Here is a 14,915-nt window from a genome sequence, read left to right on the forward strand (position 1 = left end):
GGGCGAATGACCTGTTCAACATATTCACCACCAGCGGCTTCCAACTCATAGTCGCCGGGTGTGGCGGACATGTAGACGCATTGGCCTTTACGTGCATCGAACTCATCCCAGGTGAGAGGCCGGTTGTCGATGGCGCTCGGTAGGCGGAAGCCGAAATCAATGAGGTTTCTCTTGCGCGACGCATCACCCTCAAACATTCCACCGATTTGCGGGACAGTCACGTGAGACTCGTCGATGATCGTCAAGAAGTCCTCTGGGAAGTAGTCGATCAATGTTGCCGGGGCGCTGCCCGCTTCACGCCCATCGATATGGCGTGAGTAGTTCTCGATTCCTGAGCAGAACCCAACTTGTTCAATCATTTCCAGATCGAACTCTGTTCGCATTCGCAATCGTTGAGCTTCGACAAGCTTCCCTCGATTTTCAAGATCTGCTAATCGATCTTTCAATTCCGCTTTAATAGCTTCCTCAGCCTTCGCCATCCGCTCGGGTCCGGCCACGTAGTGTGTTGCCGGGAAGATTCGTAATTGATCGTGAGTGTCGATTACTTCCCCGGTCAATGGATGGATCGTATGAAGGCTATCGATCTCGTCTCCAAAGAATTCGACACGAACGCCCACCTCTTCATAGGCGGGAATAATATCGACGACGTCACCTTTAACTCTGAATGTCCCGCGAGTAAACGCAACGTCATTACGTGTGTATTGCACATCGACCAGCAATCGGAGGAATTGGTCTCTGTCGACTTCCTCTCCGACGCGAAGAGGGATAGACCGATCTAAGTACGACTGCGGAGTCCCTAACCCGTAGATACACGACACCGAGCTCACAACAACGACATCACGCCGTGATAAAAGATTAGACGTGGCTGAATGTCGTAAGCGCTCAACGTCTTCGTTAATCGAGGAATCTTTTTCGATATACGTGTCAGTTTGCGCGATATAGGCTTCTGGTTGGTAATAGTCGTAGTAACTGACGAAGTATTCGACCGCGTTATTCGGCAACAGTTGCCGTAGCTCATTGGCTAGCTGAGCTGCCAACGTTTTATTCGGGGCCATAACTAATGTTGGTCGCTGTTGCTTCTCAATAAGCCATGCGGCCGTCGCAGACTTCCCTGTGCCCGTAGCCCCCATTAAAACAACGTCGCGCTCACCGCGACGAAGCCTTTCATCAATTTCCTTAATAGCCTGGGGTTGGTCTCCCGCAGGCTCATAATCGCTAACAACCTCAAAAGGTTTGCTCGTCCGCTCGATGTCACCGACTGGACGAAATTCTGATTGCGAAAGGATGGGATGTTCTGCAGCGAATGCCATAACCGCGAGTGTAACCCTCATTCCCCGATGGCGCGGTTTCGCACTAGACCGTGGAAACGATCACCAACAATCCCGACTAAAGAGCGCAGCCAACCCCGAAATTAACCCATCCATCATGGTTAAAGGCGGATCGTTGCTGGGTCGATGGGGTCCCCACTCCTCCACACGTCGAGGCGCCCCTCGGTGTCATCGGTCGCACGGCGGTCATCGCTCTGGAAGGCTTCGCTCCAGTGGTCGTCGCTCCCCGACTGGCGGCTAAAGCCCAGCCATGAAAGCTTTTCACGAGTACTCTCATCCGCTCCACCGGAGCCCCCTTCGCCGGGAGCGCGCCGGGATACTGATGCAAACAGTGGCTTATCAGGATCCCCACCAAACTCGACGTCTGTTTCAGAACCGAAGACCCATTCAACCCGCCGTCGGAAGCGTTGCTGACGACCCTGATGGTGGAACAGCACGAGACCGTCAGCTTCACGGCTGGCCCTCTCATCGTGTTCAGTCACACGCCCCCAACGAGCCAAACGGGAATCCCATAATCTATCCACCGACTCCAGAAGCTGATCAGGCGTGCCTGAGTTATCCACAATGACGTCGGCAGATGGAGTCCGATCTGCGTCCGACAACTGTGCCCTGATTCGCTGCCGTGCATCATCTTGATCGAAGCCCCGATGCGCCACCAGCCGGTCAACTCGGGTGTCTTCGTCGACAGTCACGACCACAACCAAACCACACATCCGGTCCAGGTTGTTCTCGATCAACAAGGGCATATCAAACACGACGATTGACGCGTCGGCAGAAGCACGAAAGAGTTCATATGCTCGCTCATGAATTCGTGGATGCATGATAGCGTTCAACGCCTTCGTGCGGTCCTCGGAGACAAACGCGCGCCGGGCCAGTTCTTTACGGTCCAGGGACCCGTCGCTCATGAGAATGTCGGAACCGAATTCTTCAGAGAGTTCCGATAAAGCGGGTTCTCCCGGTTGCACGATCTCACGGGCTATTTTGTCGCCATCGACGATGATCGCTCCGTGATCAGACAACCTCTTTGCGACAGTGGATTTACCTGAGCCAATACCGCCCGTCAGACCGACCACAACCACTTTTGCTCACTCTTTCATGCGTTTCTTATCCATGACCGCCAAGGCCAGCGTCGTCGGAACCTTGACTGCCGCTCGACTGTCAAGGCCACTACCTTGTCTACCACGACTGCGCACGGCCTCAGGGACCGAAAACGGATTCCTGCTTGGCGGATAAACACCGAGCAGGAACGGCGATTACCGTTCGAGAATCGCGGTCACGCCTTGACCGCCCGCAGCACAAATGGATACCAATGCGCGGCCGGATCCCTTCTGCTCCAACAGCTTGGCCGCCGTCGCTAAGAGACGGCCACCGGTCGCCGCAAACGGATGCCCGGCTGCCAAAGACGAACCCTTCACATTCAACTTGGAGCGATCGATGGCACCCAGTGGCTCGTCCAAGCCCAAACGCTGCGAGCAGTATTCGGGAGACTCCCAGGCCGCGAGTGTCGCCAGCACCTGGGAGGCGAAGGCTTCATGGATCTCGTAGAAATCGAAGTCCTGGAGCGTCAGCCCATTACGACGCAGTAACCGCGGAACCGCGTAGGTGGGGGCCATCAACAGTCCGTCGGGCGTCAGCCGTCCGCGTCCATGAACAAAGTCGACGGCGGCTGTTTCAGAGTCAATAAGATGTGCCCTGACAGGGAGATTGTGCTGCTCCGCCCAGTCCTCGGACGCTAACAAGACCGCAGAGGCGCCATCGGTGAGCGGTGTGGAGTTTCCGGCAGTCATCGTTGCCCGCACACCGTGACGTTCGGCATCCTTCTTACCGAACACAGGCTTGAGCTTTGACAGTTTTTCCACCGTGGAATCCGGCCTCAAGTTGTTATCTCGGCTCAACCCCAGGTACGGCGTGATCAGATCATCAAAGAAACCTTCGTCATAGGCAGTAGCAAGTTTCTGATGACTTGAAGCGGCAAACTCATCCTGCTGTTGGCGGGAAATCCCCATCTCACGCGCAGTGATGGCCGCATGATCCCCCATCGACAGGCCCGTACGAGGCTCCCCATTACGTGGCTGCTCAGGAACAAGCAGTTGCGGCCGAATCTTCCCCAAAAGCTTGAGCCGCTGCCCCGTCGTTTTGGCCGTAGAGGCCTTAATCAACAGCTTCCGGAGGTCATCATTCAGCGCGATTGGTGCGTCGGAAGTTGTATCAACTCCACCAGCTATGCCGGAATCGATGCGTCCCAGCGATATGGCATCTGCCACTTGAATCGCCGCAGCTAGCCCCGTGCCACACGCTTGCTGGATATCGAAAGCTGGCGTATCCGACGCCAAGTGCGACCCAAGAACACATTCCCTGGTCAAATTGAAGTCGCGCGAGTGCTTAAGCACTGCTCCCGCGGCAACCATTCCTAAACGCTCATCCTGCAGGTGGAACCTGCTCACCAATCCATCGATGGTGGACGTCAACATATCCTGGTTGGACGCATTCGCGTACCGCCCGTTCGAACGCGCGAACGGAATACGGTTTCCGCCGATAATTGCTACCTTACGAGTCATAGGTTGCCCCTCTCTGAGATTCATATCACTAAAACTCTCTCATATTGTGTATGTTCACCGTAGGCTAATTGAACAGAAACTCGTAAAACGTATCCACGAAGGGATTTTCCATGGCTGACAGTTACGCACAGTTCGTCAATTCGGGGGCAGGATCGCTGCTCGCCTCGAAACTTGGATTACCCAAACCGGAAAAACTCCGCCGGTTTGAACCTGGCCAACCCCCTCTAAACGGGCCCATCATTGTCACAGGATCCGGGTCTCTGGCATCCTCCATCCGGGAGCTTCTCGAGCCGACGTACACCATCATCGACACTCGAGACGACGGCTCCCCTGCGACTGATGGGAAAATCGCTGGCCTCGTCATCGACGCCACGGGCTTCAGCACCCCCGCCGATTCGCTCGAGTTGTATGAAACCGTGAATCCGGTCATTCGAAAGCTAGCTCCATGCGCACGCATCGTCGTCATTGGGCATAACCCAGAGAGCACGACAACTGCGTCGGCGCGCGTCGCCCAGCGAGGACTCGAAGGTTTTACGCGGTCACTGGCTAAAGAGATGCGGAGGGGCGCAACTGTCCAACTGGTCTACACCGACCCGAACACCCCGCTGAGCAGCCTCGAATCCACGTTGCGCTTCCTGCTATCCGGGAAATCCGCGTACGTCGACGCTCAGGTGATCCGGCTGAACGAAGCCCCATCCCCCTCGGTTGACTGGGACAAGCCCCTTAAAGGGAAAATTTCTGTCGTCACGGGTGCGGCCCGCGGAATTGGAAAGACGATCGCCCAAACTCTCGCGCGCGATGGCGCCCACGTGATTTGCGTCGATATTCCCGCTGCAGGGGAAGCACTGGCTGAAACCGCAAATGAGGTCAACGGGACGTCCCTCGGCCTCGACGTGACTGCGCCCAACGCGGCCGACACCCTTGCGCGCCATGTCAAAGAGCGGCATAAGACCGGTATCGACATCATCGTCCACAATGCCGGAATTACCCGCGACAAGACGATGGCTGGCATGGACGACGCTCGATGGAAATCCGTCATGGCCGTCAACATCACTGCCCCGCTGACAATCACCGAACGTCTTCTCGAGCTCGGGGCCATCAACGACAACGGTCGCGTTATTGGGGTCTCCTCGATGGCAGGTATTGCCGGCAATAGAGGACAAACCAACTATGCCTACAGCAAGGCAGGAGTCATCGGTTTCGTTGACTCATTTTCAGAGTCCGCCGGCCACGGAATCACTGTTAACGCGGTCGCGCCCGGTTTCATCGAAACACAGATGACCGCGGCGATTCCGGTCGTTACCCGCGAGGTCGGGCGTCGGCTGAATTCTTTGCAGCAAGGTGGGCTGACCATTGACGTTGCAGAGACAATTGCATACTTCGCGTCGCCCGCGTCGGAAGCGATTAACGGCAACGTTATCCGGGTCTGCGGACAGTCAGTCTTGGGGGCATAACGTGAACGCATCATCTAGTAACGGAACCTCCCCGGGAACGACACCCGCCACCGCGTCCCAGCCGGCTACGACCACTGACGGCGTCGACAATGATTCTCTGAAAGAGAAAACCATTGTTGAGGTCGATAGAATCCCATCGCTTGGGGATGAGTACCGACGAGCACTGCGCGGACTTCTTCCCAGCGTCCCGTTCCTTTCGAAACGATCGTCGAGTGACAAGGGTTCGGCGGCCACCGCCCCTTCTCACGAGTATCGCGTCAATGGGGTCACGATCGATGCCACGAACCTTGCTGAATACTGCGCTACGTGCGGCCTTCGTATCAGCAACGACGTGCCGCTGACGTATCCGTATGCGGTGACTTTTCCCCTCGTGATGAATGCGATGAACTCGACGGATTTTCCGTTCCCGGCAGTCGGGACTATTCACATTCGCAACGTCATCGAGCAGTATTCCCCCATCGCGGTGACAGACAGCATCGATGTGGCGGTGTACACGGAATCGTTGCGACGTCACCGTCAAGGTTTACTGATAGACATCATCACCGAAGTGCGTCGCTCGTCGGCACCCGACGACGTGGTCTGGCGGCAACGATCAACCATGCTGTCGAAGGGCAAAGCTCCCGAGGGGCAACTCCCTGATGACAACTATTCACGAATGAGCGTTGATCTTCCGGAGGACCCGACGACGATCATTCGAGTGTCGGCCTCGGACATTAAGAACTACGCCAATGTTTCGGGCGATAAAAACCCGATTCACGTCTCCAAGTTGGGGGCTAAGGCGTTCGGTTTCCCTGCGACGATCGCTCATGGGATGTGGAGCGCTGCTTCGTTATTGAGCGTCGTCGAGGGCGAAATTCCTACTCGAGCGCGCTACACCGTGGAGTTCGGTAAGCCGATTATCCTTCCTGCAGTCCTGGCGGCATATTCCTCCCGCCACCCGCAGAATGACTCAAACGGGCTCTCCTGGGATTTGCGCTATTGCAGTGCGAAGGATTCGTCAAAGATCAATGTGACTGCTCAATTGGCAGAAATCTAAGCGGCCCGTCTTGTAACGGCGGCGCACACAAAGAACCCCCGGCACGGTTCCACAATCGACGAGATCGTGGACATCCTATGCCGGGGGTTATCTATGTCAATACGCGAAACGTGGTGGTCCGCGAGGACGGCTTACGCTTTCACGTCTTGGTTTTTACTTCCCTGAGATTCCTTGCCTTGTGCGCTTTCTTTTGGAACCAGGTTCAAGAGGTCTTCCCCGTGCGAAATCTCGCCCGTGGCAATTGTGTCGATTCCGCCTATCCTCTTCCAGTTCGTGATGAGCACTGGAGTGACATCCGGGTGACCGGCCTTCGCAATCTTTTCTTTGTCAAAGGTCATGAGTTTTTGCCCGGCCGTCACGCGGTCGCCGCGCTTAACGAATGACTCGAAGCCTTCGCCTTTCATCTCGACCGTATCGACACCGACGTGAACGAGGAGATCCACACCGAGGTCGAGTTTGACGCCAATCGCGTGTCCTTGAACAGCGAGGATCTTTCCGTCGCCGGGGCTATAAATGGTATCGCCTGATGGCTCAATAGCGACCCCGTGGCCTACTGCTCCGGCTGCGAAAGCGGGATCGGGTACATCTTTCAAGGGCACAATCGTTCCGTCGAGAGGAGCAACCAGTACTGAGGTTTCCGTGAGAACTGGGCGCTTCTTCTTCGTCGTAGTCGACGTCGCTTGGGCCTGCGATGACTCCGTCTGAGTTTCGGCCCCTGCCGCAGCCCCGGCTGGAACAGAAGATGCTGCAGACGAAGCCGAAGCTCCCTCGGTCTGGTTAGCAGCCGCCGCATTGTCCGCCTCTTCATCAGCGGCAATCTTTGCGCGGACTTCTTCCTTCTCTTCCTTTGAGCGGTAGTCGAAGAAGACGACCAGGAAGAATGAGGTAAAGAATGCTACCGCGATACCAATGGTGTATCCGAGCCAGGGTTGGAATGCCGGGATCGTTAAGATCGAGGTGAAGACGAAGGCATTGGCTTTAATGTTGAAGATGCCCATGACCACGCCGCCTGTAAAACAGCCAGCGAGTAACCGCGGATATGTCTTCTTGAATCGAAGAACAATACCGTACAACGACGGTTCGGAAATTCCACCAAGAAGACCGGCCATCAAAGCACCAAGTGAGACCTGTTTCATGGCCTTATTGCGTTCACGGAATGAACGGTAGAGAACACCCGCAACCAACCCGAAGCACGCGAAGTTCCAGGCACCCATGGGGCCTTGGATGAAGTCGTAGCCGAGGGAGTTGATGTTCTGAATCATGACGGCGTTCAGCGGCCAGTGCAATCCAAGGGGCACAATGAACGGGTACAACAGCGGAACGACGACGGACAGAATAAACGGCGAAAAGTCATTGATGGCTTTAAGAGCGTTTGAAATGCCGTTACCCAGGCCGATACCGAAGGGGCCAAGCAAGAATGCTGTGGCTGGGATCATAATGATTAGCGAGAAGAACGGCACGAACACCATCTGGACCGCTTCAGGGATGACCTTCTTCAGACCTTTTTCAACCCAGTACAACGCGATGGCCGCGATCAACGGCGGGAAAACCTGACCGCTGTATTCGTTCAACACCATCGGAAGACCGAAGACGTGAACGACGTCTTCGCGGTTACCTAGGCTCATGAACTCCGGGCTCATGAGAGCAGCAGGAATAGCTGCGCCAACCCATTCGTTAGCGCCTAGTTTCCGAGCAGCTGTTGCGCCCACCATGATCGGCAGGAAGTAGAACACCGACTGGTACATGGCGTGCATGAACTGGTACGTCGGCGGTTGATTCTCTGCACGGAAATCCTGAATCCCCATCGTGTCGAGGAGGACGAGGATCGTGATGATCAGTGAAGCACCGAGGAGAGCCCACAGGATTGGCCGGAACGTGTCAGAGAGGAACTCGAATGCGTAGTCGACCCAGCCGAACTTTCCGCGGACTCCTCCGTATTCTTTCTTGGAGGATTTTTGCCGATTGCCGCCGCCTTCAGCACTTTCCGCAACCCCCGGGAGCTTGATCAACTCCTGGTAATAATTGGCGACTGCACCCCCCATGACGACCTGCAGCCCGTTGTCCCCCTGAGGAACAACACCTAGTACTGATCCATTCTCGTCGAGGGCTTCTGTATTCGCTTGTGACCGATCATTCAACTGGAACCGCAAGCGAGTCGCACAGTGCGTCACTGACGCTATGTTATCTGCCCCACCGATATTATCCAGGATGAACCGTGAGGTGGTTTCGGTTTGCGAAGCCATCACAATCCTTTCGCATTTATGTCCGATTATGTCTGTTCGGACTGTGTCCGAGATTATCGTACCCCCTATTTGCTTGGTTTAATAGCGGTTCTTTGTGAGGCTCGCCACAAATTGTGGCTATTAGTTACAAACCACACTAACGGGCTTGATGATGACCACCGACGACAAAAATCCCCCTACCCACACGGGATAGGGGGATGGACCACAGTAACGAGTCTGTAGTTGTGAGGCTGGTTTTAACAGCCTATTTTTAGTCCGAACGTGTCATCAATCCGGAACTAGTTTTCACCACCGGCGAGTTTCTCACGCAACTTAGCGAGCTGCTCATCAGAAGCCAAGGAACCGGAGTCATCTGCAGCGCTCTGCTCAGCTGGCGCGGAGTCACCCTCGGACTCGGAGGAGTAACCCGAGGCTGCGGCTTCCTTTGCCTCTGCGGCACCGGCACGGTGACGCTCGATCTGGGCGGTGTGCATCTCGTGACGACGCTCCGACTCCGCGTACCGAGCTTCCCACTCGGCCCGCTGCTCTTCGAACCCTTCCAGCCATTCGTTGGTCTCGGGATCGAAGCCCTCGGGGAAGATGTAGTTCCCCTGCTCGTCGTAAGAGTCGGCCATTCCGTACTTCGACGGATCGAACTCTTCGGTGTAGTCCTCGTCGGCCTGCTTGAGGGAGAGGGAAATACGGCGACGCTCGAGGTCGATGTCGATGACCTTGACCATGACTTCTTCGCCGACGTTGACGACCTGATCCGGAACTTCCACGTGGCGTTCTGCCAGCTCGGAGATGTGGACCAGACCCTCGATGCCCTCTTCAACGCGAACAAACGCACCGAACGGAACCAGCTTGGTGACCTTACCGGGAACAATTTGGCCAATGGCGTGGGTCCGGGCGAAGACTCGCCACGGATCTTCCTGGGTGGCCTTGAGCGACAGGGAGACGCGCTCGCGATCCATGTCGACATCGAGGACCTCGACGGTGACCTCGTCGCCAACAGCGACAACCTCTGACGGGTGGTCGATGTGCTTCCAGGACAGCTCGGAGACGTGAACCAGACCGTCTACGCCGCCAAGATCGACGAATGCACCGAAGTTGACGATAGAGGAAACGACGCCCTTGCGGACCTGGCCCTTCTGAAGCTGGTGCAGGAACTCGGAACGAACCTCGGACTGGGTCTGCTCGAGCCATGCGCGACGGGAAAGCACAACGTTGTTGCGGTGCTTGTCGAGCTCGATGATCTTCGCTTCCAGCTCTTGGCCGATGTAAGGCTGAAGATCACGCACGCGACGCATCTCAACCAAGGAAGCGGGGAGGAACCCACGAAGGCCGATATCGAGAATCAAGCCGCCCTTAACGACCTCAATAACGGTGCCGGTGACGGGCTCATCCTTCTCTTTAAGTTCTTCGATGGTGCCCCAAGCGCGCTCGTACTGTGCACGCTTCTTCGACAGGATCAGACGACCTTCTTTGTCCTCTTTGGTGAGAACGAGAGCGTCGATCTCGTCGCCAACCTCAACAACTTCGTTGGGGTCGATTTCGTGCTTGATGGACAGCTCACGTGAAGGAATGACACCTTCCGTCTTGTATCCAATATCAAGAAGAACCTCATCGTGATCAATTTTGACCACAGTACCCTCGACGATGTCACCATCGTTGAAGTACTTGATGGTGGAGTCGATGGCAGCGAGGAAATCCTCAGTGGAGCCAATGTCATTGACGGCTACCTGAGGGGTTGTAGAAGTGGGCATATGTTAAGTGCTCCGAAACGGATTGTAATCGAAAAACGGACAGGAACGAGCGCGTCACACATGCGAAGAGCCATTCCGTTTCGCGAAGGCTCTTCAGATGATTAACCTCTTATCTTCTCCTACCGGCAGTGTGTTCCCGTGGCCGTATCATGGCCGCCAGGTGGAATATCGCGACCATATACAACCGAGTCAACGTCGATAAGAAAAGGGAAATAAGAGGCGGACACACGCGCGTCCTAAAATTTATCTCATTTTCCCTGCACTGGCAAACTTTCCGCTGGTGGAAGGCTGCTAATGGCCTGCTTCATTCCAATCGGCACCGACTGCCATTCCAACCTCGAGCGGGACAGCAAGTTCGATAGCCTCATCCATTTCTCTCTGAATAATGCCTCTCACCTGCTCAAGCTCACCATTCGCGACCTCGACGTCGAGCTCATCGTGAACCTGAAGTAGCACCCGTGATGCCAATTTTTCTTTTTTCAACGCAGCATCGACTCGGATCATCGCGACCTTAATAATGTCTGCCGCGGTACCTTGAATCGGAGCGTTCAGAGCTGCGCGTTCGGCATTCTCTCTCGCCTGCCGATTCAGGCTGGCGAGGTCTGACAAATAGCGCCTTCTCCCGAGCATGGTCGACGTATACTCATCTTTCCGTGCGCGATCGACAACTTCATTCAGATAGCGCCGCACACCGCCGAACCGTTCAAAATACTTAACCATAATTTTCTTCGCCTCTCTTACAGAAATATCCAGCTGCTGTGAGAGGCCATATTCCGACAATCCGTAGACGAGGCCATAGCTCAACGCTTTGACTCGACGTCGTAGCTCAGGGGTTACCTCGTTGACCGGCACATCAAAAACCTGCGAACCGACGAAATTGTGTAGGTCTTCACCGCTGCGATAGGCCTCAATGAGGCCTTGATCCTGCGAGAGATGCGCCATAACACGCATTTCGATCTGCGAATAGTCTGCAGTTAATAACGCTTCATACCCTTCACCTGGGACAAAGGCCGCACGTATTTGCCGCCCCTCCTCCGTGCGGACCGGAATATTCTGAAGATTAGGGTCTGTCGAGGACAAACGCCCCGTGGCAGTCGCAGTTTGGTTGAAAGTCGTGTGAATACGCCCGTCTGAGGCGATCGCTTTAATTAACCCATCAAGAGTGCTGACCCTTTTTTGATATTCCCTATGCGCCAGAAGATGGTCGAGGAACGGGTGCGGATGCTTCTCAGCTAATCGTTCGATGGCTTTAGCCGCAGTCGAATATCCCGTCTTTGTTTTCTTTGTCTTAGGAAGTTCCAGTTTATCGAAGAGGACCTCTTGTAATTGTTTCGGACTTCCTAGATTCAACTTAGGCATGTCAACGAGAGCACGGGCTTCCTCAACTTCTTTGGCCAATTTTTCAGCCGTTGAATCCCTCAACGCCGTCATGCGCTCTCTGTTTACCTTGATTCCAGCGTGCTCCATGCCGAACAAAATCGGGACGAGCGGGATTTCAAGGTTTTCGTAAATTGAGTACAAACCGGCTTCATCGAGCTTCTTCGCCAGTTCAGCGGCAAGCTCAAGAGGTGCTTCCGCGTGGTCAGCCAATTTGGCCCACTCAGGCCACGGAACCCCGGTAACCGATCGGTCGTCCTCACCGTCAGATGACAGATCCCCCACTTCTAACGACATTTGACGCCCAGAGCGGTGTTCCTCTTCCCATGACACGACGTCGCTGTCATAGAGATCCCGCCCAAGACGGCGTCGTACGACGCTCTCCAGATCGAAGCTCCCGGAGTCAGGATGGATTAAGTACGAGGCGAGCCTCGTGTCATGTTCAATGTTTGTAGCGGTCAGCCCCTCGCTACTCAACATGTGGAGAAGACCCTTGCCATCGTGTACCACGATCGAGTGGTCAGGATCCTGAAGCCATTCCTTCAACGCGTCGCGATCATCATCCGTCATCCGACTCATGTTGATGATCGCCGTTTGTTTACCCTGCGTGATCGCTAGAGCCTTCATGCTTGGCGAGGATGGGAGGGCGCTTCCCAGCGCTGCGACGCCCGCAGGCGTGTGATCAGTAGCTTCCTCTAACCAGTTACGGACCTTCCCTTTCTGCAGGCCTACGCGTTCATAAGATAGGCGCTCACGATGATTGTCAGCGTCCGACGAGCCACCCTGTGTCGGGATGACGGAAAAGACCCTCTCCCGGAGGTTCGTCCCGAACTGAACATCATCGAAGAAGTCGTTCACGTCATTTCTTGCTGACGGGCGGATTTCGCAGTCCTCGGGGCTGCACTTGATGGGGAGGTCACGGACCATTTCGGTCAGCTCGCGGGCTTGAATCACAGTGTCAATATCCCGCCGCAGTGCATCACCGACTTTTCCGCCGATATCGTCAATATTGTCAATTAAGTTATTAAGTGACCCGTACTTGTTTATCCATTTCTGGGCGGTTTTAGGCCCTACCCCGGGTACTCCTGGCATATTGTCAGAGGTGTCGCCCCGCAAAGCTGCAAGGTCCGGATATTGCATCGGGGTCACCCCGTACTTTTCTTCAACAGCTTCGGGAGTGAAGCGAGCGAGATTGGTGACTCCGCGAAGCGTGTACAGCACTGTGACGTCATCGGTGACGAGTTGCAGTGAATCCCGGTCGCCGGTGCAGATATAGGTATCAAAGCCCTGCTCGTGGCCCTGTGTAGCGAGCGTCGCAATGACGTCATCGGCTTCGTATCGTTTGTAATCGACGGTGGTGATTCCAAACGTTTCTAATGCCTGGCGAATGAGCTCAATTTGCCCTTTAAATTCTGGAGGTGTTTCCGGGCGTTGGGCTTTATAGTCAGCAAATTTTTCAGACCTAAAAGTGGGGCCCGCCAGGTCAAAAGCTGCAGCGATATGGGTCGGCTTCTCCTGTTCGAGAAGGGTCACCAGCATGGATATAAAACCATATACAGCGTTCGTATGCTGACCTGACGAATCAGTAAACTTGTCGGCCGGTAACGCGTAAAAGGCGCGGAAAGCCAGAGAGTGGCCGTCGAGAAGAAGCAACTTCTTCTTCGTATCCTCAACCTCGTTGGCAGACACCATGAACTAGGACTCCTTCGCTCTTATTTTCTCTGGCTGGTCGGTGGTTATTCTTCTTAAAATACGACGTAAAACACGGCAGTTTTACATCCGACGACGTACGCACAGGCCCTTACCGCGCAGCCCCCTATGCGATCGGCCGATCGGTTGCCGAGTACTGCGACCACGATCCGGGATATAACCGAGCCTGAATTCCTGCATGAGCCAACGCCACAATCTCATGAGTGGCGGTGACTCCGGAGCCGCAGTACACAATGGGCGATTCCGCCAACGATTGCCCCTCCCCCTTTTCGACGCCAGCATCATTCAGACGGGACACAACCTGGTCTGGATCAAGGAAATACCCTTTATCGTCAACGAGATCGCCGTGGAAAAGGTTGAGAGCTCCTGGAATATGCCCAGCGCGACTATCGATCGGTTCATTATCCCCTCGGTAGCGTTCTGGTGCGCGAGCATCAATAACGACTCCCTCACCCGCGGCCGATGCCGCGGCATCGATAGAGACAAGCCATTCGCCGTTGAAAGGCTCTGCGGTAAAAGCTCCCGCTTCCTCAGGCTCGGTCACATCATCACCATAATCAAGGAAGTGTTCAGCCACCTGCCCGCTCCCCTGCCCGTTCTCGTCGGTGTTATGCGCCTGTTCACAATACTCGATCCATGCGTTGAGACCTCCGTCCAAGACAGCGGCTCGATGTCCACTGGCCCGCAAGAGCCAAACTAACCTCGACGCAGATGCCCCGCCTGCATCGTCGTAAGCGACAACCACGGTGTCATCCGCGATTCCACTGACTTCCATGGCTGCAGCAAAGCTCTCCTCCAAGGGCAGTGGGTGCCTTCCTTCTTCTTTCGACGCCGGTCCGGCGAGCATACTATCTAAATCGATGAAGACCGAGCCAGGGATGTGACCCTTCTTGTACGCGTCATATCCTGAACGTCCATCGAGGTACCACCTCACATCGGCAACAACGACGGGGCATGAGGCCAAGGGTTGTGATCGGTATAGATCCTTAGCCTCCTCCTCTTCGCGAAGGTATTCCTCAAGACGACGGCGGTCTGCTTCAGAGAGATCATCTGGATGGGCCAAGGCACGCTCGATCCATTCTGATTTCCGACGAGCAGCCTCTCGTTGGGCTTTTCGCTGATTTTCGTGGGCCGCGGAGTCGTGCTGGAGCTTTTGCAGTTCCTGAACGGAAACGACCCAAGGCAACTCATTGTTCATGATCCCATCGTACGAAATGGAACAGAACGGTGCGCTACCGATCAAGCGCGGAGTTAATAAGGATTGTTAGATCTCCCCCTGTGGCTCTATTTTGGCTCTAGTACCTCTCAAGGAACCATAAAATGCGAGGTCAGACCCATGTGACCAAAACCACGTCTACCATTTTTTTGATACAAAATCACTGGTAAAACGCTAAAAAGACTAGTGCCCCGGGTGAGACTCGAACTCACACTGGACGGGTTTTGAATCCGTTGCCTCTGCCAATT

Annotated in this window: 9 protein-coding genes; 2 read left to right on the forward strand and 7 right to left on the reverse strand. The window is 55.1% G+C overall.

Annotated features, from left to right (window positions below):
• The 3 genes from Q3981_RS04970 to Q3981_RS04980 all read right to left on the reverse strand — a co-directional run.
• Positions 1-1,310 (reverse strand): DEAD/DEAH box helicase family protein (locus Q3981_RS04970; RefSeq protein ID WP_303124351.1); only part of this gene is annotated, 1,310 nt, incomplete at its 3' end.
• Positions 1,311-1,429: 119 nt separating this feature from the next.
• On the reverse strand, positions 1,430-2,407 hold the full coding sequence (gene coaE, locus Q3981_RS04975) for a dephospho-CoA kinase (RefSeq protein WP_303124342.1): 978 nt from the start codon (positions 2,405-2,407) through the stop codon (positions 1,430-1,432).
• Positions 2,408-2,581: 174 nt separating this feature from the next.
• Positions 2,582-3,886 carry an acetyl-CoA C-acetyltransferase gene (locus Q3981_RS04980; protein WP_303124343.1) on the reverse strand — a complete coding sequence of 435 codons (1,305 nt, stop codon included), beginning with the start codon at positions 3,884-3,886 and terminating at the stop codon, positions 2,582-2,584.
• Between the two features lie 110 nt (positions 3,887-3,996).
• Between Q3981_RS04980 and Q3981_RS04985 the strand changes: the two genes are divergently transcribed.
• Positions 3,997-5,340, forward strand: a complete 1,344-nt coding sequence (locus Q3981_RS04985) for a 3-oxoacyl-ACP reductase (RefSeq protein ID WP_303124344.1) — start codon at positions 3,997-3,999, stop codon at positions 5,338-5,340.
• A 1-nt stretch (position 5,341) separates the two neighbouring features.
• The gene (locus Q3981_RS04990) at positions 5,342-6,376 is read left to right on the forward strand and encodes a MaoC/PaaZ C-terminal domain-containing protein (protein WP_303124345.1); all 1,035 of its coding nucleotides are present in this window, start codon (positions 5,342-5,344) and stop codon (positions 6,374-6,376) included.
• A 131-nt stretch (positions 6,377-6,507) separates the two neighbouring features.
• Here the strand turns inward: Q3981_RS04990 and Q3981_RS04995 are convergent, their stop codons facing one another.
• The 4 genes from Q3981_RS04995 to Q3981_RS05010 form a co-directional block, all read right to left on the reverse strand.
• Positions 6,508-8,619, reverse strand: coding sequence for a glucose PTS transporter subunit IIA (locus Q3981_RS04995; protein WP_303124346.1), 2,112 nt, complete (start codon positions 8,617-8,619; stop codon positions 6,508-6,510).
• A gap of 278 nt (positions 8,620-8,897) precedes the next feature.
• Positions 8,898-10,364: a 30S ribosomal protein S1 gene (gene rpsA / locus Q3981_RS05000; protein WP_046202961.1), complete on the reverse strand. Its 1,467-nt coding sequence runs from the start codon at positions 10,362-10,364 to the stop codon at positions 8,898-8,900.
• A 291-nt stretch (positions 10,365-10,655) separates the two neighbouring features.
• Positions 10,656-13,433 (reverse strand): DNA polymerase I, encoded by a 2,778-nt coding sequence (gene polA / locus Q3981_RS05005; RefSeq protein ID WP_303124347.1) that lies wholly within the window; start codon positions 13,431-13,433, stop codon positions 10,656-10,658.
• Between the two features lie 124 nt (positions 13,434-13,557).
• The gene (locus Q3981_RS05010) at positions 13,558-14,649 is read right to left on the reverse strand and encodes a sulfurtransferase (RefSeq protein WP_303124348.1); all 1,092 of its coding nucleotides are present in this window, start codon (positions 14,647-14,649) and stop codon (positions 13,558-13,560) included.
• Positions 14,650-14,915 lie beyond the last annotated feature (266 nt).

Source organism: Corynebacterium sp., from assembly GCF_030530965.1.
GTDB lineage: Bacteria > Actinomycetota > Actinomycetes > Mycobacteriales > Mycobacteriaceae > Corynebacterium.

What these genes read in the sequence shown, in the direction of transcription:
- polA (WP_303124347.1), bottom strand. Translation starts at nt 13,433, where the DNA reads ATGGTGTCTGCCAACGAGGTTGAGGATACGAAGAAGAAGTTGCTTCTT.
- Q3981_RS04980 (WP_303124343.1), bottom strand. Translation starts at nt 3,886, where the DNA reads ATGACTCGTAAGGTAGCAATTATCGGCGGAAACCGTATTCCGTTCGCG.
- Q3981_RS04985 (WP_303124344.1), top strand. Translation starts at nt 3,997, where the DNA reads ATGGCTGACAGTTACGCACAGTTCGTCAATTCGGGGGCAGGATCGCTG.
- rpsA (WP_046202961.1), bottom strand. Translation starts at nt 10,364, where the DNA reads ATGCCCACTTCTACAACCCCTCAGGTAGCCGTCAATGACATTGGCTCC.
- Q3981_RS04995 (WP_303124346.1), bottom strand. Translation starts at nt 8,619, where the DNA reads ATGGCTTCGCAAACCGAAACCACCTCACGGTTCATCCTGGATAATATC.
- Q3981_RS05010 (WP_303124348.1), bottom strand. Translation starts at nt 14,649, where the DNA reads ATGAACAATGAGTTGCCTTGGGTCGTTTCCGTTCAGGAACTGCAAAAG.